This is a genomic window from Hydrogenobacter hydrogenophilus, from assembly GCF_900215655.1.
GTDB classification, from domain to species: Bacteria; Aquificota; Aquificia; order Aquificales; family Aquificaceae; genus Hydrogenobacter; species Hydrogenobacter hydrogenophilus.
The window spans coordinates 37,983-56,782 of the sequence record NZ_OBEN01000008.1 but is presented as its reverse complement, the minus strand read 5'-3'; the positions used below and the strand labels follow the sequence as shown (position 1 = coordinate 56,782).

At 41.0% G+C, this 18,800-nt stretch carries 26 protein-coding genes; 8 read left to right on the top strand and 18 right to left on the bottom strand.

All coding sequences use genetic code 11. The annotated features are described in order from the left end of the window. Positions 1-13: 13 nt before the first annotated feature. Positions 14-841: a nucleotidyl transferase AbiEii/AbiGii toxin family protein gene (locus CP948_RS06960; protein WP_096602760.1), complete on the bottom strand. Its 828-nt coding sequence runs from the start codon at positions 839-841 to the stop codon at positions 14-16. 31 nt (positions 842-872) lie between these two features. Between CP948_RS06960 and CP948_RS06955 the strand changes: the two genes are divergently transcribed. Beyond that, on the top strand, positions 873-1,097 hold the full coding sequence (locus CP948_RS06955) for a hypothetical protein (RefSeq protein WP_096602758.1): 225 nt from the start codon (positions 873-875) through the stop codon (positions 1,095-1,097). Here CP948_RS06955 and CP948_RS06950 read toward each other — a convergent pair. Both CP948_RS06950 and CP948_RS06945 read right to left on the bottom strand, forming a co-directional pair. After that, positions 1,081-1,320, bottom strand: coding sequence for a hypothetical protein (locus CP948_RS06950; RefSeq protein WP_096602756.1), 240 nt, complete (start codon positions 1,318-1,320; stop codon positions 1,081-1,083). The two genes, CP948_RS06955 and CP948_RS06950, sit on opposite strands and share 17 nt — an antisense overlap. 84 nt (positions 1,321-1,404) lie before the next feature. Next, positions 1,405-1,899 carry a hypothetical protein gene (locus CP948_RS06945; RefSeq protein WP_143441276.1) on the bottom strand — a complete coding sequence of 165 codons (495 nt, stop codon included), beginning with the start codon at positions 1,897-1,899 and terminating at the stop codon, positions 1,405-1,407. Between the two features lie 178 nt (positions 1,900-2,077). Here CP948_RS06945 and CP948_RS08815 point away from each other — a divergent pair, with 178 nt between their 5' ends. Together CP948_RS08815 and CP948_RS06940 are read left to right on the top strand one after the other, a co-directional pair. Then, positions 2,078-2,257 (top strand): hypothetical protein, encoded by a 180-nt coding sequence (locus tag CP948_RS08815; protein WP_143441275.1) that lies wholly within the window; start codon positions 2,078-2,080, stop codon positions 2,255-2,257. A 108-nt stretch (positions 2,258-2,365) separates the two neighbouring features. Next, positions 2,366-2,695, top strand: coding sequence for a hypothetical protein (locus CP948_RS06940; protein ID WP_096602752.1), 330 nt, complete (start codon positions 2,366-2,368; stop codon positions 2,693-2,695). 328 nt (positions 2,696-3,023) lie between these two features. Here CP948_RS06940 and CP948_RS06935 read toward each other — a convergent pair whose 3' ends face one another. The 4 genes from CP948_RS06935 to CP948_RS06920 are packed head-to-tail and all read right to left on the bottom strand — an operon-like array spanning position 3,024 to position 4,727. Further along, positions 3,024-3,464 carry a DUF488 domain-containing protein gene (locus CP948_RS06935; protein ID WP_096602750.1) on the bottom strand — a complete coding sequence of 147 codons (441 nt, stop codon included), beginning with the start codon at positions 3,462-3,464 and terminating at the stop codon, positions 3,024-3,026. Then, the gene (locus tag CP948_RS06930; RefSeq protein ID WP_143441274.1) at positions 3,446-3,799 is read right to left on the bottom strand and encodes a hypothetical protein; all 354 of its coding nucleotides are present in this window, start codon (positions 3,797-3,799) and stop codon (positions 3,446-3,448) included. Before CP948_RS06930 ends, CP948_RS06935 begins: the two co-directional genes overlap by 19 nt. A 7-nt stretch (positions 3,800-3,806) precedes the next feature. After that, positions 3,807-4,295, bottom strand: coding sequence for a ParM/StbA family protein (locus CP948_RS06925; RefSeq protein ID WP_096602746.1), 489 nt, complete (start codon positions 4,293-4,295; stop codon positions 3,807-3,809). 51 nt (positions 4,296-4,346) lie between these two features. After that, positions 4,347-4,727 (bottom strand): zinc ribbon domain-containing protein, encoded by a 381-nt coding sequence (locus tag CP948_RS06920; protein ID WP_338033540.1) that lies wholly within the window; start codon positions 4,725-4,727, stop codon positions 4,347-4,349. Positions 4,728-5,059: 332 nt separating this feature from the next. On the opposite strand from CP948_RS06920, the gene CP948_RS06915 reads away from it, so the two are divergent. Next, positions 5,060-5,617 (top strand): TetR/AcrR family transcriptional regulator, encoded by a 558-nt coding sequence (locus CP948_RS06915; RefSeq protein WP_096602744.1) that lies wholly within the window; start codon positions 5,060-5,062, stop codon positions 5,615-5,617. Here CP948_RS06915 and CP948_RS06910 read toward each other — a convergent pair. From CP948_RS06910 to CP948_RS06895, 4 genes are read right to left on the bottom strand one after another with little or no spacing between them, the layout of a single operon-like run. Further along, positions 5,604-6,449: a family 1 encapsulin nanocompartment shell protein gene (locus tag CP948_RS06910; RefSeq protein ID WP_096602742.1), complete on the bottom strand. Its 846-nt coding sequence runs from the start codon at positions 6,447-6,449 to the stop codon at positions 5,604-5,606. The two genes, CP948_RS06915 and CP948_RS06910, sit on opposite strands and share 14 nt — an antisense overlap. Positions 6,450-6,453: 4 nt before the next feature. Continuing rightward, positions 6,454-7,557 carry a geranylgeranyl reductase family protein gene (locus tag CP948_RS06905; protein ID WP_096602740.1) on the bottom strand — a complete coding sequence of 368 codons (1,104 nt, stop codon included), beginning with the start codon at positions 7,555-7,557 and terminating at the stop codon, positions 6,454-6,456. A gap of 16 nt (positions 7,558-7,573) precedes the next feature. After that, positions 7,574-7,855, bottom strand: a complete 282-nt coding sequence (locus tag CP948_RS06900; RefSeq protein WP_096602738.1) for a sulfide dehydrogenase — start codon at positions 7,853-7,855, stop codon at positions 7,574-7,576. Positions 7,856-7,867: 12 nt separating this feature from the next. Continuing rightward, positions 7,868-9,106 carry a molybdopterin-dependent oxidoreductase gene (locus tag CP948_RS06895; RefSeq protein WP_096602736.1) on the bottom strand — a complete coding sequence of 413 codons (1,239 nt, stop codon included), beginning with the start codon at positions 9,104-9,106 and terminating at the stop codon, positions 7,868-7,870. A 123-nt stretch (positions 9,107-9,229) separates the two neighbouring features. Here CP948_RS06895 and argF point away from each other — a divergent pair, with 123 nt between their 5' ends. The 4 genes from argF to argB are packed head-to-tail and all read left to right on the top strand — an operon-like array spanning position 9,230 to position 14,986. Continuing rightward, positions 9,230-10,147: an ornithine carbamoyltransferase gene (argF, locus tag CP948_RS06890; RefSeq protein WP_096602734.1), complete on the top strand. Its 918-nt coding sequence runs from the start codon at positions 9,230-9,232 to the stop codon at positions 10,145-10,147. Continuing rightward, positions 10,144-13,173 carry a valine--tRNA ligase gene (locus CP948_RS06885; RefSeq protein WP_096602732.1) on the top strand — a complete coding sequence of 1,010 codons (3,030 nt, stop codon included), beginning with the start codon at positions 10,144-10,146 and terminating at the stop codon, positions 13,171-13,173. The genes argF and CP948_RS06885 overlap by 4 nt, the downstream gene beginning before the upstream one ends. Beyond that, positions 13,170-14,096, top strand: coding sequence for an ADP-glyceromanno-heptose 6-epimerase (gene rfaD / locus CP948_RS06880; RefSeq protein WP_096602730.1), 927 nt, complete (start codon positions 13,170-13,172; stop codon positions 14,094-14,096). The genes CP948_RS06885 and rfaD overlap by 4 nt, the downstream gene beginning before the upstream one ends. Next, positions 14,093-14,986: an acetylglutamate kinase gene (argB, locus tag CP948_RS06875; protein ID WP_219350205.1), complete on the top strand. Its 894-nt coding sequence runs from the start codon at positions 14,093-14,095 to the stop codon at positions 14,984-14,986. Before rfaD ends, argB begins: the two co-directional genes overlap by 4 nt. Here argB and aroE read toward each other — a convergent pair. The 7 genes from aroE to CP948_RS06840 form a co-directional block, all read right to left on the bottom strand. After that, on the bottom strand, positions 14,983-15,783 hold the full coding sequence (gene aroE / locus CP948_RS06870) for a shikimate dehydrogenase (RefSeq protein ID WP_096602726.1): 801 nt from the start codon (positions 15,781-15,783) through the stop codon (positions 14,983-14,985). The two genes, argB and aroE, sit on opposite strands and share 4 nt — an antisense overlap. Next, positions 15,780-16,031, bottom strand: a complete 252-nt coding sequence (locus CP948_RS06865; protein WP_096602724.1) for a NifU family protein — start codon at positions 16,029-16,031, stop codon at positions 15,780-15,782. The genes aroE and CP948_RS06865 overlap by 4 nt, the downstream gene beginning before the upstream one ends. Next, positions 16,028-16,270, bottom strand: coding sequence for a DUF1858 domain-containing protein (locus tag CP948_RS06860; protein ID WP_096602722.1), 243 nt, complete (start codon positions 16,268-16,270; stop codon positions 16,028-16,030). The genes CP948_RS06865 and CP948_RS06860 overlap by 4 nt, the downstream gene beginning before the upstream one ends. Beyond that, complete coding sequence (locus CP948_RS06855; RefSeq protein WP_096602720.1) at positions 16,267-16,518, bottom strand: sulfurtransferase TusA family protein; 252 nt, start codon at positions 16,516-16,518, stop codon at positions 16,267-16,269. Before CP948_RS06855 ends, CP948_RS06860 begins: the two co-directional genes overlap by 4 nt. Then, entirely contained in the window at positions 16,515-17,555 is a 1,041-nt protein-coding gene (locus CP948_RS06850; RefSeq protein WP_096602718.1) for a hypothetical protein, read from the bottom strand. Before CP948_RS06850 ends, CP948_RS06855 begins: the two co-directional genes overlap by 4 nt. Continuing rightward, positions 17,552-18,013, bottom strand: a complete 462-nt coding sequence (locus tag CP948_RS06845) for an iron-sulfur cluster assembly scaffold protein (RefSeq protein ID WP_096602716.1) — start codon at positions 18,011-18,013, stop codon at positions 17,552-17,554. Before CP948_RS06845 ends, CP948_RS06850 begins: the two co-directional genes overlap by 4 nt. Before the next feature lie 75 nt (positions 18,014-18,088). Further along, a complete protein-coding gene (locus tag CP948_RS06840; RefSeq protein ID WP_096602714.1) occupies positions 18,089-18,793 on the bottom strand; it encodes a YqiA/YcfP family alpha/beta fold hydrolase in 705 nt (234 codons plus the stop codon). Between the last annotated feature and the right edge of the window lie 7 nt (positions 18,794-18,800).

The window sequence follows — 18,800 nt, the reverse complement described above, 5'->3', positions numbered from 1 at the left end:
GTTTTAAAGGGAGTTAAAGCACACTCAAGATGACTCTTCTTAGTGGCAGTGAGGCTTTCTCTACTCTTCTTAAAAGCACCCTTATAGAGTTTTCATCTATCTTCCTTTGTTCTGGCGGGAAGTCCCACAAGAGTCTTTTTATCCACTCATCAAGGTTCTGGAGTATTTCCTCCTCTTTTTTTTTGAGGTTGTCTTCTACTGCGGTTTTGAGATCCTCTACAAAATTCAGTATCTCTTTTTCGGAAACTTCCTTAATAAGCAAGGCAGAACCTCTAATTCCATGAACATTTACGCCAAGAAACATCTCATAGGCTACAGGAACTCTTTTCATGTCTGCTATTTCAAATAACTTTGTTAAGGGAATGTCCTTGGTAATGTAGTAAAGGTCTATAAGGTCTTTCCACTCCGCTCTGTCTTCCCATGCACTTATCTTGTTTGCTCCTATGTCTTCAAGGTTATTTACATATATGCCATAATCTGTTTTGATAAGCTCTCCGTAGTGATTTGGTTCAACAATAAGTTCCAGTTTGTAGCCATTCACGAATAACCTTGCAAAGGACACAGAGACATGTTCTACTTCAACATTAAAGCCTTCCTTTTCAAGAATAGAAAGCACAGAAGGAAGAATGTCTTTTAGAGTGGCATGAGTAGTGAAAAAATCAAGGTCTTCTGAAATTCTATGCTCGTAGTAAAACCTTGCAAGGGCAGTCCCGCCTGTGAGATAAATGTTATCTTCTAAGGGAGCAAGAGCAGAAAACAGCATGTTTTGGAATGGCACAATCTCTTCTTTGTATTTTCTTAGTTCTTCTTGGTTTGCTACTCTAAAAGGTAGCGCAGGCATAGAGTTAAATATATATTTTAAGAGGTAGGAGATGAGCCAAAAGATAGTCCTGAGCCTCAAAGAGATAAAACCTGCATACACACAAGCTAAACTGGAAAGATTACAAAAAGGTTATCCTCTAAAATTCAAACGCACAAGACCAAGGGAAAAGTTCAAGAAAAGAGAGTTAGTCAAGTTTCTTTTAAACATCACACCACCCGCAGAGGATATCCTCTCAGGAAGAGCCTTCTCTAAGCTTTTCACGAGCAATTCCTAAAATCGTAGTTTGCCTTAAGGTAATCAGGAAAAGGAAGTGGAGATTTTTCTATCCATTGCCAATAGTCTTCTCTGCCATGCTTTTCTACCACCTGCCTTAAAAACTCGTAAAACTCTTTGTCTTCTTCAGTGAAGTGAAAAGCATTTTCTAAAACATAGGTAGCTACTGCAAGTGCAAACCTAAAGTTCTCTTCTGGGATATCCACTCCCTTTTCCTTTTGCATGAGCCAAAGGAAAGGCTCAAACCTTAGCCTACGCTCGTATTTATGGAGCTTTGTCAGAGCCTCTGACTTTAAGATAAATAGTTTTTATCTCATAAAAAGCCCTTTGTATTCCTCTGGCACTACTTTAAGTAAATAGACCTGCCGACCCAATCTTTCCAAATACCCCCTTTGTATAAGTTCTTTAATCAATCTATGCCTATTGGGTATGTTCACAGGATAAAGCGTAGTTCTATCTGCATTAGCCACTAAAAACATACTTGTATATGTTCCGTATAAACTTGGACTATCTTCAAGCTTAAGCTCCTCCGGTGTGGGTACATCTTTGTAGTTAAAAGGAAACTTGTAAATAAACTTAAACTCATAAATATAAGCGCCTCCTCTATACCTTCCCACAACAAAAGCGTTTCTCTCAAGTTCCCTTATGAGAGTTTTTGGACGGCGATGTGTATTTGAGAAGACTTGATTGTAGATTTTATAAAAGTATATACCTTCTTGCTTACTCTTTACTATTCTATACATCACAAGTAAAAACGCTCGTGCTTCTGCAGTAAGGTTTGCATTAAAAAACCTTACACTCATAACATCTTGCTTAGGGGTCAACCGCATGATTGTTATTTTACTTTTCCTTTTTCTCCAAAACTCAAGAAAGCCTTTCTCTGCAAGATCATACAGGTCTTCTATAGTAGTAGAGAGTGGTCTCTTACCTTTAAAGGAAACAAAAGCATAGATGAGTTCTTATGATAAGCAAGGAGGAGGCATGATGATTAGAACAGGTTTTGAAGAACTTTGGCTTAGCGTTTTGAAGGAGATGGGCTTTAGTCCAAGAAGGCTTGAGAAGGTTTCCTACACAGACGAGAAGGGTTTTCTGGTAGAGGAATACCCAAAAGAGACAAGGGTGTTAGACAAAGATGGTAAGTCAAAGCTCTCTTACTCATGAAGAAAGCAGTGTGCTTCGTGAGTTGCTCTCCACCAAGGACATAAAGATAGATAGCATGACATCTCCTATAGAGATTAGGTTTGATGGCAAGATAGCGAGGTAAATTTCTTGAATGCCTTAGATGACAGAAAGGAATGCCTTTCTCAAAAATGTGAATACTGGTTTTTTAGCAAGCTTGATGAGATTAAAGATAAGGGAATATATATTCCTTACATTGTAGACCCAAAGGGCAATGCTTACACGGATTATGAGCTAAAGGTAGATGGCTACGAGAGAGTATTCACGGACAACGGAGTGCCTAAAGTGTTTAACTACGGAACTTATAAGGTGGAAGTCAGGCTTAAGCTTTTTGGTAATCCAGAGCAAGTGGGCAAGAAGTATAGGAGCTATTGGGTAGACGGAAAAGAACTATTTAAGGATATTTGTGAAATTTCCTAAAATCCGCATGTTTTCATTTTAGCTTTAAGTGCCACCTTTTAGAGAAACTACTTAGCAAGAAATACTATGGCAAAAACATGTCTCCTAACGGCTTGGGCAAGACCTTCCTAACTTTAACCTCAGTAAATATCTAAGCCTTGATACTCTTAGTGCCACAAGAGACAGAAGCATTCAGGCAAGGATAGTTCTTCGTAGTGAGGAATACATAATCCCTAAAGAAGCCAGTAATTCCTTTTTAGCGAGGTTCAAGGGGAGGGAGCGCTAAGCTCCCCTAACCCTGCCTTGCAGGTGGGAAAGGAGGCTGTCTTCTTTTAAAATAGCTACTGGACTACATTAAGTCAAGATTTTTAGCTCTGAGGTCCTCAAACTCCTCTATTACTCCTCTTAAAAGCAGTTCCCGAGCTATCACTATCCTATGACATGTGAGTGGATCTCTTTCGTAGCACATAAGAGCAACACGCCTTGTGGATAGCAAGCTCTTGAGAGTTTCTAAAGCTGTGTTTTGATTTCTCAAGTGATCTCTGTATAGCTGTAGCATGGTAGCTGTGTCTTTCTTTCTTATCTCTTTTGGACTTCCCAACTCTGGAATGTGCATGTAGTCTATCCCGTGTGTTTTCAAAGCTTTACTTAAGCTTGAGCTTCTAAATTCAGGTCGCCTGCTCCAAGGGTTTTGCCTTACATCTACGAGCAAATCTACTCCTGCTTCTTTCAGGAGCTTTACAAACTCCTCTATTTTCAACTTTTCATAACCTATAAGAAACAAACCCATGATCCTGCCCTTAACTTAGCCCTTAGCTTCTTTTTTTTCGCCTTGCTTATGGCTCTTTTGATGACTTTCTCTACTGTGCTTTTTAGTTCCCAAGATAGAGCTATTGCTTCTTCTTCGGATACAAGCTCTTTGTATTCATCAAGGAGCTCTCTATCTATAGGCACAGGAAAGACTATGTTTAACTTTTGGTAATTTTTGGTGATGAGATCAATTGCTATCTCATCAAGAGGGTCTATCTTTTCAGGTGCAGGAAGCTCTGCTAAGATGCAACCAAATTTATCAAGAGCCTGTTCTAAGTCCTCCTCATTCTCGTAAAACCTCTTAAAACCTTTCATGGCTTTCTCACTCAAAACTATTCCCTGTCTTTGCATAAGTGCCCCAAGAAGCGCATGCAAAAACTCCTTTAGGTTTAGCTCCGGTCTTAAACCTTCTCTTAGCCTCAGAACAAGCATAAGTCCATCTGTCTATAACAAGAACCACCCTCTTCAAAAAGGAAAGCCTCTCCCTAAACTTGGCATTCTCCTTGTATAAGGCGTAATGCTTGGGAGATAATCCACTTACCACCTCACCATCAAAACTATACCCTCTCTTGGCATACTCCACTATCAAAGGCATGAAGGTAATAAGCAAATTAACATCCGCAAGATCTATCCTCTGCTTGCTATAACTAGCATACTCCCCTACCACATAAGACCTGCTGCCCTCAAACTCAATAGGTTCTACACTCTCCATACTACTGTCATAATAAGCAATCCAAGTGGGAAACTTCCCTACTTCTGCCCTATCTTTTGCTACCTTCGTAAAACCAAACCCTATGTCTATCCCTATCATGCCTTACTTCCTTCCTTGTCTATTATACAATCTCCCATTATCTTCAATTTTTCAATTTTTTGATTTTTCCCAAGGCAGGTTCACACTGTCTCTACTCCTACCTATCCCACTATATAGTGGAATAGCGGAGCCACTTTTTAGCTTGTGAAAAATCCTCAATTTTATAGGCTTTCCTACTCCACTTATTAGGTCAAACTTTCCAAGCTTTTTGAGAAAGTTCCTGCATACGTTAATGTCTGCGTTTAAAAAGCCTAAAAGCTTTGTCCTGTAAAGTCCTCTCTTTACTTTTACTCTTGCTTCAGGTGTGTAAGCTTCTTTGCAAACAGTCCCATATACTGAACTGTCCACACCTGAAGTGTAAAACTCTGAGATATATTCTACCTTTATCCCAACTCCCTGAGCTTTGTATTCTAAACACTCCTTAAGCTCCATACTTGGTCTACTTTGTTTTCATTCTTCACGGCATCACCTATATATATCTTCTTAGCCCCGTCTAATCTTCTCTGAAGCTCTGCAAACTCTTTAGTCCTTTGCCATCAATTAGGTATAGAGCTTGATTGTAAAGCTTTCCAGAGTGATAAGTAAGATAGCCTAAAACAATTTTGTATTCTTCAGGAATATTGTTTAAAGATATTGTTAAACATCTCATACCTCTATTTTAAACTACTTAAGCAGACTCGCTGCAAACCCGCATCATAGATACGAGGTTTTAGAGAGCGTTTTTTACAAAAGTGAGCAATTACTTCTTGTATTATAATAAAAGCATGAGGGTAAAGAGGAAGGATACAAAAAAGAGAATTCTGGAATCTGCGCTTAAGCTCTTTTCCGAGAAGGGTATAAGGGAGACCACCATAAAGGATATAGCTAAGGATGTAGGTATAACGGAAGGAGCCATATACAGACATTTTGTGAGCAAGGACGAGATAGTTAAAGGACTTTTCGGCATGTATTCGGAAGAGTTTTACAACAGGCTCATGTCTGCTTTTGAGGAAAAAACTTACAAGGATAAGTTTTATAGGATGGTTGAGGAATTCCTTAACTTTTGCTTTGAGAATCCTGAGGCTTTCAAATACCTTGACCTCTTTCATTACCTTAGGGCTGAAGAAGTAAAGGAGTTTGTGAAACTACCAAAAGATGCCATAATGAAACTCTTAGAAGAAGGAAAGGGAATTATAAAGGTTAGGCCTGAGCTTGCGCTTGCAATGTTTGTAGGCACTCTTGAGAGAGTCTTTTTGCTTACTCAGGCAGGTGTCATTGAAAGAAAGGAAAGCATAAAGAAGGAAGTTGCTGACCTTCTGTGGAAGGCTCTTACTTCCCAATAACTAACACTGCACCGGGACGCTTTATCCTTGGAACCAGCACTTCCATAACCCTGAATTGGTGCACCATATTGCTACTTTCCACATAAACTAGGCTTATATCCAGTCCTATCACTATGTCCATGTTTTGAGGACCGGCAGAAACAAGGATAGCCTTTCCTTCTGGCACTATGGGTGTGTAGAAGATGTCCGATACCACCTTTTTAATCTGTTCAAGCTCCAAAAGTCCCGTGTTGTGGTAAACCCTGTTGAGTTGAAAGTACTGCTTAGGATTTAAGATCATGTAGTAAGGTCCAAAAAATCCCATTTCAGAAAGCTTAGCTATGCCCAAGGACACATCGTTAAAGGCATTACCCACCACTTCCCAATCACTCATGGACATGGTTTGTCTGCCTTCCACTGTTAAAAGTCCTTCTATACCGAGCTTTTTGTTTCCGTGAAGGATAAGAGTGTCTTCTGCTACCGCAGTGGCAAAGGCTGCAGCCGACGCTGAAGATGTATCTATAGGAAGGTTAAACTGTCTCCAATACTCAAGGTCGCGCCAGCTTATGTTAAAAGGTTTGTATATGGTAGGAAGCACTATGTGTTTTCTTGTGCCAGTTCTGACAGGCTGACATACTTCGCTTTCCTCTCCTGGTCTTACCTCACAGCTACCTGGCTCCACGCCTAAGAACACATCGTAGGATATTACCTGATGCCCTACACCCAATGGTCCTACAACGCTCATAAACCTTCTGCACACTAAAGATCTTTTAGCTACATCTATTATTGCACTTTCTAAAGTATTCCACTCCTCCTCTGTGAGAGGTGATACATTCCTTCCGAAGAAGTCCATATTTTTACCTCCACAAATAATTATAAATGAGCCCCTTAAAAAAGTCCAGCAAGCCACCTCTGTAGAGTTCTCTGTAGCTAACATCACCTGTAAGTAGTCTGTAATAAGTTTTAAGTGCTCCTTTTTTAGCCATTCTGTAAGCTACCTTTTGAAATCTGTAGCCAAGGCGTGCTATCTTTCCTGCATAAACAAGCTCTGAAACTAAATCCTTCAATAGTGTTTTGTAGTTTTCCGCTGGGTTGGAGGGAGAAGAGGTTATGGCATCCACCGCAACTTTACCGCTCCAAACCGCATAGTATATACCTTCTCCTAATAAAGGATCTGTAAGATTTCCTGCATCTCCAGTTAAAAGAATGCGCTCCTTTCCATAAAATACATCTCTACTGCTTTCTGCATAGGGTATGTACCAACCATACACCTTTGTTATGTTTTTAAATCCTCTCTTTTCCGCGTAATCTTTCAAAGCTTTAGTAAGGTCGTAATTACCTGTGCAAGCTATCCCTACGCTGATCTTACTACCCTTGGGGAATATCCAAGCGTACCCTCTTTTTACTATACCTATGTCTATTAAAACTTTATGGGAAAGCTCACCATCAGTAAAAAACTCTAAGGCTTTAAAGAACTTGTTTTTTCTATAGCCCAAGCTGGTGGCAACCTTTGAGTAAAATCCGTCCGCCCCCACTAAGTAATCCGCATAAAATACTCCTTTTGAGGTGCTTATCCTATACCTTTCACCTTCTTTCTCCAGATGAAGAAACTCACACTCCTGTAAAAGATGCGCACCTGTCTCCTGTGCCTTATCCAAAAGAAAAGCATCAAATTCAGACCTATCTATGATGTAAGCGATGTCTTCTTCTGCTGGAATTTCAAGGCTTTCATTCCCTGCATATCCCAGCACACCTGAGCTTATCCTGTTGAGCACCAATTTTTCCCAACCCGCAGGAAGGTAAGAAGAAATTCTTTTGGAAATACACCCCGCGCAGAGTTTAAAGCGTGGCACCTTTTTCTTTTCAAGAACAAGGACCTTGAGACCTTTTTGGGAAGCGCAGTAAGCGGTGGAGGAGCCTGCTGGCCCTCCACCTACTACGACTAAGTCATAAAAGTTCATAAAGATATTTTACTCTTTACTCCTTCTTGCCGTAGTACTTAGTAAGGTATTCCACGATCTTGGGTACATCTTCCTGTTTTACCGGAGCGCCAAAGGCTTTTATCATCTTGTTTACTTCCATTTCCCATCCCTTTCTGTCCAAAAAGGGAGAGTTCATCTGTATGTAGTCAAGGCTATGGCAAACGGAGCAGTTAGCTTCCACTAAAGCCTTACCTTCACCACTCTTTAGCTTTACGTTCTCCTCCCCTGCGAAGGAAAGTGCTGAAAGAACTCCCATAAACACAAATAACCTTTTCATTTTTTCACCTCCTTATACTACCTTGATGTTTATCTTTTGAACCACATTGTGATGATATCCTGCAGGGTTCCATATGAGCTCAAAGGTCTGTGTTTGTCCTATCCTGTTGCTTGCCTTTGCCATTATAGTGTATGTACCCTTTTTGGTTGGTCTAAACCTGTAAGTAAACTGTCTCCAAGAGAAACGCCCGTAGTCTTTTCCAAGTTCTGCTTGTTGCCATGTCTTTCCACCGTCAGTGGAAATCTCCACCATGTTTATACCGTATCCCCCATCCCATGCAATACCTTTGACTTCAACCACCTGACCGTGCCTGAAAATCTGTCCGTCGTTTATGTTGGTTATGAGAGAGTTTACTACTATCTCCGTTATGGGTGTGTTAACAGCTGTCTCTTGGGATATAAATCTGTCTCTTATTGGGAACTTCCCTAAGGGTATTCTGTATGCATTCTTCATCCAAAAGCCATCAAAAGGCTTGGAAACAACATTTATAGAAACTACGTGCTTTATCCAGTAGGTGGCGGTCCAACCTGGGACTACTAACCTTGCAGGGAAGCCATTCCAGTGGGGAAGAGGCTCTCCGTTCATCTCGTAGGCTATTATAGTATTCTCATCAAGAGCTTTCCACACGGGTATGCTTTTGATAAAGTCAGGAGTTCCTGCAGCTACTCCAGAGTCCGCACCGTCAACCACCACTTCAAGAGCATTACCTTTCAATCCTGCCTTTTCCAAAATGTCTTTCAGTCTAACTCCCTTCCACTTGGCATTACCCATAGCTCCGTATCCCCATTCTACACCAGCAACATGAGGCTTAAAGAGTCCTCTTCTGTTTCCTGAACACTGACAAAGGGCTACCAACTCCACTTGTTCAAACTTGGTCTTAAGATCGTCAAGGGTGAGTTCCAAAGGCCTTTCTACCGCATCACCTCCTACAGTGAGTTTCCAAGTTTTTGCATCTACCTCAGGTATGTTAGCAAGGTGATACCTCACAAAGAACACATCGTTAGGAGTGAATATCTCGTTAAAATACTTGACGGGTGTTTCATAGTTTGGTGGCCTGTAAGTTTTCTTTATAAGGGGTTTTTTGCCCGGAAGAGCCTCAAGCACTTGTTCTTCAAGAACACCTTCTGGAAGCTCCTTTACTGCAGTGCTCAGTAGCGAAGGGTCTACTGCTGCCAAAACATACTTAGGCACCAAAAGCCCACCTGCGGTAGCCACAAGGCCACCTTTTAGGAACTTTCGCCTGCTCAGCATATTTTATACCTCCTTTTTAAAATTTGTCTAATATGTAATATTTAATCACACTTAAAAGGTATTTCAATAAGAAGTTTTTATGAATATCATAAAACTTTGTGCAACTAGGGTATAATATTTTAAATGGTAAGGAACTTTATAGACCTTTGGGACATAACTCCTGATGAGGGATGGCGCATACTTTTAGACACGCAAGACATAAAAAAAGGTAAAGATGCTCAAAAGTATCTTCTGGGAAGAAATGTGGGTTTGTTTTTCACAAAACCCTCCACAAGGACAAGGGTATCTTTTGAAGTGGCTGTAAACCAATTGGGTGGGAATGCCATATACCTTGCGGAGCAGAACCTTCAGATATCAAGGGGCGAAGACCTAAAAGACACCGCAAGAACTTTATCCAGATACTTGGACTGCATAGTCATAAGGACAGATTCTCACAGAAAGCTTGAGGAGTTTGCCAAACACTCCACTATTCCTGTGATAAACGCGCTCACAGACATGTCTCATCCCTGCCAGGTGCTCAGCGATGTATTTACTCTTTACGAGACTTTTGAGGAAGATCTAAAGAACATAAAGATAGCTTACGTAGGTGATGGCAACAACGTGTGCAATACTTGGCTTGTGGCTGCCGGTCTTTTTGGTCTTAACCTCTTTGTTGCGGTACCAGAAGGCTACGAGCCAAGCAGTTTTTACTATCAGGCAGGTGAGGACCTTTGTAGGATCACCGGTGGTAGTATATACATAACGACAAACCCTGTGGAAGCAGTAAGAGATGCGCATGTAGTTTACACAGATGTGTGGGTAAGTATGAACCAAGAAAGAAGCGAAGAAAAACTAAAGGCTTTTATGCCTTATCAGGTAAATGCGGAGCTCTTATCACACGCAAAAGAAAGTGTTAAGGTGATGCACTGTCTGCCTGCTAACAAAGGCGAGGAAATAACAGAAGATGTTTTTGAAAGGTTTGCGGATTTCATATTTACGCAAGCAGAAAATAGACTATACACCCAAAAGGCACTACTCAAGTTTATAATAAATAACCTATGAAAGACATAGGTGAGTACAACCACAAAGCTGTAGAAGACAAGCATTCAAAAAGTTGGGTGGAAAAAGCCCTCTATCATGTATCAGAAGCTAATAAGGAAAACAAGTTTTCTGTAGTTATACCTCCTCCTAATGTAACAGGATCTCTTCATATGGGTCATGCTCTGAACGCCACTCTCCAGGACATCATATGCAGATGGCAGAGAATGTTAGGAAAAAGCGTAGTGTGGGTGCCGGGTTTTGATCACGCAGGTATTGCCACTCAGTATGTGGTGGATAAGAAACTGCAAGATGAGGGTAAAAACAGGTTAGACCTTGGTAGGGAGGAGTTTATCAAAAAAGTTTGGGAGTGGGTTCCCATTTCCAGAAACTCTATAAAGGAACAACTTGAAAAGCTCGGTGTCAGTGTTGATTGGGAAAGGGAGAGATTTACTCTTGATGAGGGTTTTTCAAGGGCTGTTAGATACGCTTTTAGAAAGCTCTACGAAGATGGGCTCATATATAGGGGTGAGTACATAATAAACTGGTGTCCAAGAGACCTGACCGCTCTTTCTGACCTTGAGGTGGAGCACGAGGAAGAAGATGGAAAGCTTTACTACATAAAGTATCCCTTAGTAGATGGGTCTGGATACATAACTGTTGCAACAACAAGGCCAGAAACCATGTTGGGAGACACTGCGGTAGCGGTCCATCCTGCAGATGAGAGATACAAACGCCTTATAGGTAAAAAAGTGAGACTCCCTTTAGTAAATTGGAAAAGAAAGTCCATGTCAGGACAAGAGGTAGCACCAGAGATACCCATCATAGCGGATGAATCGGTGCTCTCAGACTTTGGCACAGGAGCGGTCAAAATCACACCAGCTCACGACCCAAAGGACTTTGAAATAGGTAAAAGGCATAATCTACCTTTTGTAAAGGTCATGGACCAGCACGCTCGTATGAACGAAAATGCAGGTGATTTCAGTGGTCTTGACAGATACACCGCAAGGGAGAAAATAGTGGAAAAGCTTTCCCAGATGGGGCTTTTGGAAAAGGTAGAGCATCATAGGCACGCTGTAGGTAAGTGCTACAGATGTAAGACCACTATAGAACCTATGGTTTCGGAGCAGTGGTTTGTTAAAGTTTCAGACCCAAAGATAAGGGACAGAGCCATAAAGGTTGTTGAAGAAGGAAAGATAAGATTCATACCAGAGGGTTGGAAAAAGATATACCTGCAGTGGATGGAAAACCTAAGAGATTGGTGCATATCAAGGCAGATATGGTGGGGGCATCGCATACCCGTATGGTACTGTAGGGACTGTGGTAAGGAGAATGTATTCACAGATGATGATTTTGATAGGGTCTATGACAAGATTATCTTTAACCTTATAGCGGACGGTAAGATAAACTACGCTTTTACCCCAGAAGAGGTGGAGAAAGTTCTAAACTCACCTTCCTTTGCTCACCCTGAACTGACAGTGCTTGACTTTTACAAAAAGTTTGCTTTCCACAAATACCACTCTACAAAGCTGGACGCTCACTCTCTTAGACTCTTTTTATCTCAAGACCTAAATCCTATGGCATTGCTTACAGAAAAAAGAAACAGGTACAAGTATGACCCTAAATCTAAAAGGTACGTGTTTATTTTGAGGTGTAAGCACTGCGGTTCTGAAAACTTATCGCAAGAAGAGGATGTTTTAGACACATGGTTTTCTTCTGCCCTTTGGCCTTTTGGTGTTTTCGGATGGCCAGAGAGGACCAAGGACCTTGAGAACCTTTATCCTACAGATCTCTTAGTGACAGGCTTTGACATCATCTTCTTCTGGGTTGCGCGCATGATAATGATGGGCACTTACTTTATGGAAGATGTTCCCTTTAGAGATGTCTACATACATGCACTCGTAAGAGACGAAAAGGGGCAAAAAATGTCAAAAACTAAAGGCAATGTAATAGACCCATTGGACATAATAGAACGCTACGGTGCGGATGCCTTGAGATTCACACTTGCGGTGCTTACCGTGCAAGGCAGAGATATAAAACTATCTGAAAAGAGGTTTGAGGGATACAAGCACTTTGCCAACAAGCTATGGAATGCGGGAAGGTTTATCCTAATGAACCTAGACGACCATCTTCTTCAAAACATGCCCTACGCATCACCTCCAAGGAGCGAAGACCTTTGGATACTCACAAAACTAAACAGAGTCATTCAAAAGGTCAACTTAGCTCTATCTGAGTATGAGTTTTCTACAGCAAGCCAAACCCTTTACGAGTTTGTCTGGGGAGAGTTTTGTGATTGGTACTTGGAAATGTCCAAGCTCAGACTTTATGCAAAACCCAAAGATGGCTTATCTGAGGAAGAAAAACAGCTACAAGAAGCAAAAATAAAGGCAGAAAGGATAACTGTACAAACGGTACTCCTTAGTGTGTTTGACAAAATTCTCAAACTTTTGCATCCCTTTATGCCTTACATAACCCAAGAGCTCTACTCTAAGCTACCCACAGCTTACAAAGAGGATATATCTCTGACAGAATTTCCCACATTTAACCCGCAGGAAGTTTTTCCAGAGGCAGAAGAAAAAGTGGAAAAAATAAAAGGCATCATATCCGCCATAAGGTCTCTCAGGAGTGATCTGAGGATAGAGCCTTCAAAGAAGATAAAGCTTTATTACAAGGCAGACGCTGACGAGTATGAAGAGTTCAGAGAACATATACTCAGCTTGGCAAGACTTGAGGATCTTATCAAGGTAGAACAAAAACCTGCAAACTCCGTAGCGGGCTTTTATAAAGACTTTGAGTTTTTCATACCTGTGGAAGAGGGCATAAAGGTTAATGAGCTCTTAGCTTCTTACACTAAAAGGTATCAAGAAGTCCTAAAAACCCTTGAAAACATTCAGAAGAAGCTGAGCAACGAAAACTTCCTAAAGAAAGCACCACAGGAAGAAGTACAAAAGGCAAGGTCATTAGAGGAGGAGCTAAATACAGAAAAAGCCAAGTTAGAAAGCCTAATAAAGTCCCTTAAAGAAGTAAGTACTACAGAGGTTTCTCCATGAGAGTACTTATAACAGGAGGAGCGGGTTTTATAGGTTCCAACATAGCCAAGAGTTTGCAAGAAAGGTATCCAAGCTCAAAAGTGTATGTACTTGATGACTTCTCTTCTGGTCATTTTAAAAACCTACTTGGCTTCAAAGGAGAAGTAATAACGGGCGATATAAGGGACGCAGAGTTATGGGACTGGATCACAAAGGAGTATGAGTTTGATGTGGTGTTTCATAAAGCTGCCATTACGGACACCACTATAACAGACCAAAGGCTTATGATGGAGGTTAACGCTGAGAGCTTTAGGCATGTGCTCAGAGCGGTTCTTTCATGGAAAGCTAAACTCATATACGCATCTTCTGCCGGTGTGTACGGAAATGTACCACCACCCATGAGAGAAGAAGGAGAATTAAAACCCGAAAACATATACGGCTTTTCCAAACTTGTAATGGACAGAATAGCAACAAACTTTATGGAAAAGTATCCTCACATAAAGGTAGTAGGCTTTAGATACTTTAATGTTTATGGACAAGGAGAAGCCTACAAAGGCAAGTCAGCAAGTATGATATACCAAATATACAAAAAGCTCGTCTTAGGGGAAAGACCCAGACTTTTCAAGTGGGGAGAGCAAAAAAGGGATTTTGTTTACATAAAGGATGTGGTAAAGGCTAACATGTTGGCTTTAGAAAAAGATGTGTCTGGTATATTCAATGTAGGCACAGGCACTGCAAGAAGTTTTAATGAGATAGTGGAAATACTAAGTAGAGAGCTAAGTATAAAGACAGAGGTAGAGTACTTTGACTGCCCTTATGACTTCTATCAGAAGTACACGCAGGCAGATATAACCAGAATAAAGGAATACCTTGGATACACACCAGACTACACCCTTGAAGAAGGCATAAAGGACTACCTAAAGGAGCTATCCTCATGTCTATAAAAGAGCTTATATACAAGGCTAAAATGCTCCAATCCACACTCCCTTACATAAGGCAGTTTTATGGCAGGACCTTTGTGATCAAGTACGGAGGCTCTGCCATGATCGAAGAGTCTCTACGAGAGAGCTTTGCAAAAGATGTTCTATTGCTTAGGTATGTGGGAATAAAGGTAATAGTAGTGCACGGTGGAGGACCACAGATAAACAAGACCTTAGAGAGTTTTGGAATAGAGGCCAAATTTGTAGGAGGTATGAGAAAAACGGATGAAGAGACTATGCATGTAGTGGAGATGGTACTCGCAGGAGATATAAACAAAGACATAGTAGCACTTATAAACAAACACAGTGGTGAGCAGGTATACGCGGTGGGACTCTCAGGTAGGGACGGAAACCTCATAAAGGCTAAGAAATTGGACAAAGAAGAGTACTTTAAAGAGTTGGGGCTTGAAGTACCAGAAGAGGACATAGGTTTTGTAGGACAGGTAGAGAGCATCAACACACACTTACTTTCCACCCTAATGGACAACAATTACATACCCGTTATAGCACCCATCGGTGTAGGCTCGCATGGAGAAGCATATAACATAAACGCCGATGTGGTTGCCAGCGAAGTTGCAAGGTACATGAAGGCAGAAAAGCTCATATTCCTGACAGATACAGAGGGTATAAAAGACCAACACGGAGAGGTTATATCCTCAATAAGCAAAGAGGAGATCTATCAGCTTATAAAAAATGGTACTATAAAGGGTGGGATGATACCAAAAGTAAAAAGCGCCATCAAAGCACTACAAGCGGGTGTTAAAAAAGTTCACATTATAGACGGTAGATGTCCACACTCCATACTTTTAGAGGTTTTTACGGAAGAAGGTATAGGTACGGAGATAGTGAGCTAAAGAGATAAACTATCTTTTACAACGTTTAAAGGTACTTCCATACCAGTCCATATCCTGAAGCTCTCTATTCCTTGATAAAGAAGCATAACAAGTCCATCTTGTGCTTTTGCTCCTTTTTCTATAGCCTTTTCCAAAAGAGGCGTCCTTTTGTATATAACATCAAAAACCGTGTGGCTCTCTTTTATCTTTTCATAATCAAAAAGGTGAGGGTCCCTTTCTGATAAACCTACAGAGGTTGTGTTTACAATTATATCCACATCATCAAGCACATCCTCAGGATGGCTTACCACATGTATAGAAAATCTTTCTGCTAACTCAAGCGCTTTTTGAATGGTCCTGTTCCACACGTAAACATAACAACCTTCCTTGCTGAGTGCATAAATTACAGCTTTTGAAGTACCACCTGCCCCCAAAACCAAAACCTTCTTGTTTTTTATGTCTCCCTCCAAGTCCTTTAGTGCTCTTAGAAAGCCTATCCAGTCAGTGTTGTATCCCTCTATCCGGTTTGCAAACTTTATAGTGTTTACAGCACCTATTTCTCTTGCATGTTCATCTAAAAAGTCGCAAAGTTCAAGTGCTCTTTCCTTAAAAGGTAAAGTAATGTTTACACCTTTTACTCCTAAGGCTCTCAATCCCAAAAAAGCAGTAGTGAAGTCCTCCGGCTTTACTTCAAAAGCTACGTAGATGGCATCTACAGAAAAGTACTCAAAGGAAGCATTCTGGAACACAGGGGACAGAGAGTGCCTAACAGGGTAGCCTACTATACCGTAGACTTGCGTCTTTCCAGATATCTTCATCCAATGTGGAGTCTGGGCTGTAGTATCTCCACCTTTTTGACCCAAGAGAGATTTCCCCGTATAGCCATGTCCACCACATCTTTTACGCTTGCATCAACTATAGGGCATTCGGTACAACCACCTTCAAACTGGAGGTAAACATTCCCTTCTTTAATATCAACAATCTTTAGGTCTCCGTGATGCTCCTTAAGAGCAGGCCTTATCTTTTTCAAAACATCCTCTACCTGCTGAAACTCTTCTTGTGTCATTTTTTATCCTCCATCTCTTTGTATAAATGTTGTATCTTTTCCCATATAAGTCCCTGAGTTTCGTCATCTAAATCCATCATACGGAAAAATCCTTTCAAAGTAAGCTTGTCAAGCACCACATCTGCTATGTCTTCTTCCTCAAGCTTTTTAAGTCCGTAGTCATACAGAAGTTCCTTTATCTTAGGCTGTTCTTCAATAAGTTGTTTGAGATTAGCGTCAAAGGTTATTCTCTCCCTCATAGTTCCTTTACTTTTCTCACAAATAGATGGTACTCTCCGTCCTCTTCGTACATGCCGAGAAATTCCTGCCCTGTAGCATTACACCATGCGGGAATGTCTTCAACTACACCGGGATCATCAGCTATAAGCTCAAGGATCTCACCTATCTTCATACTTTTCATAACCTTAGAAGTCTCCGCTATGGGTACTGGACAAAAAGTGCCCACTACATCGTGAACCACATCGGGTTTTATGTCTTCCAAATTCATCTCATAGCCCCTTTCTTAGTGTATATTTTAAAACTATCTAGCAGAGCATCGTCAATAGGCTGAGCCCATATTTCCTTCTGCTCTCCCTTTATACTAAGGATAACATAACACGGCTCTCTTTTTGAGTATCTGGACACTATATCCGCCACAAGCTGGTGTTCCCCTTCTGGTATTTCTCCCTTTATCAGAACAAAAGTACCTTTGCCATCTTTCCTGTAGGCATGATCATAGCGATTTTTGAAGGTCATTAAGAACTTTGCCTCTCCTTCGTTTCTTGCTACTATTAGCTTTGTTTTAGATGGAAGTCTTAGGTGTCTGCCAACAGAGAACAGCACAAGATCTTCGCGCGTAATAAAACCATCTACTGCGAGGGACTCTTTGAATTTGATGGCATAATTCTCGTCAGTAAGATAACAACAACCACCCGCAGGTTGCTCGTATTCAAGACCGTACTTCTTTGCCAGCTGTATCTGTATGTTTCTACCCCTTCCCTTTATGCTTAAGAGTTTTTCTCTGTTTATCCAACCGAGTTTTTCTGGCACTGTCGTAGGAAGAAGTTTTGCAGAGAGGGGTCTTACCACATAACCCTCAAGCCCTGCATCTCTTTCTATGAGCTTTAGCTTCTCTCTCGTCTGACTCATGGGTCTCTGTCCCAGTACCTCACCTGTGATAACAAAGGAGTAGCCTTGTCTTTCCATAATTTCTTTAGCTTTCTTTAGCATCAAAATTCTACAGTCCACACACGGATTTACATTTTTACCGTATCCGTACTTGGGGTTTAGGATTACATTAAAGTACTCTTGGGAAATGTCCACAACTTCTATGGGTACCTGAAGCTGGGCTGCTGCTCTGATGGCAGGATTGACATACTGCTGTCCATCTTCCTTCTTAAGACCAAGGCGTCTTTTGTGTTCCGTGATACAAAAACCTGTGTAAAAGTACAAAGCCTTAATTTCAACGCCTTGATCCTTAAGAAGGCGGACAGCTAAGCTACTATCAAGCCCTCCAGAAAGAAGAGCAACAGCCCTTTTACTCATGTAGATAGAAACTCAAACTCTCCACTTTCTTCTTCTTCCTCTTCGTAGCAACCGGGTATTTTTTCCGCTTCTTCTATCCTTCCCTGTTTGAGGAGATAATCCTTTATAGCTACATGAAGGGTTTCCAATCCCAAGTTAGTGCAGTGTATCTTTTGGGGTGGTAATCCTCCTAATTCATCAAATATGTCCTTGTAGGTAAGATTCAAAGCGTAGCTTATGGGTTTTCCCTTTATCATTTCGGTCAGCTGTGAAGAGACCGCTATAGCTGAACCACACCCAAAGGTTTTGAACCTAACATCTTCTATCACATCGTTTTCTGGATTTATCTTAAGAGTAAACAGCATAGCATCTCCGCAAGCAGGATTACCACACTGACCTATAGCGTTGGCATCCTCAAGCACACCCACATTTCTTGGGTTCAAAAAGTGATCAAGCACCTTTTCACTGTATTCAAACATAACTAACACCTCCTTTTTCGTTCTTAATACAATTTATAACTATATGCCTTTGAACTTACCGTGTTATGATAATCATCAATCAAAAATTTCAAAGACCCTATCTTCGTATAATAGTTTAACAAAGCTTTTGCTAAGTCTGTGATCATCCTCTACCTCTATATACTTTTTTACTTTTACCTTTTCTACAAAGGTCCTTGAGTGTTCTACAGGCACCACCTTATCCTGAGTACCATGAACTATTAGTATAGGGATAGGAGGTTCTTGAGGGAAATGCACGCACCCATCTGATATGATCTCGTAGCCCTTCTCCAGTATGTCTTTGGCAAAATCTCTGTGTATGGTGAGATGCAGACCAGTTTCGCATTCGTTTATTACCAGTTCTTCTTCTCCTTTTAGCCACCTTTGGCACTTTTCTATACCTTCTTGCGCAAGTGTTAACTGCAAAGTTGAGTAAGATGGAGCAAAAAGCAGTGCAGAGCTTATAAGCTCTCCTCCGTAGAACCTAATGTAGTTTAAAATTATATATGCTCCGTGAGAGCTACCTGAAAGAAGGATCTTCTTGTAGCTTTCTTTAAAACCTTTAAGAAGCGTATCAAGAACTTCTAATACCTTGCTGGTAGTGGTTGTGTGGTAATCCATATCCATACAAAACAGAGAAAACTTTCCACTCTTGTAGATGTAATCCGTTAGCATGCTCACTTTTGAGTTCTTTGTGTTTGATGCAAAGCCGTGAAGATGTAGGATGAGCCTTTCGGAACTTATCTTCTCGTACACAAACATGGGATAA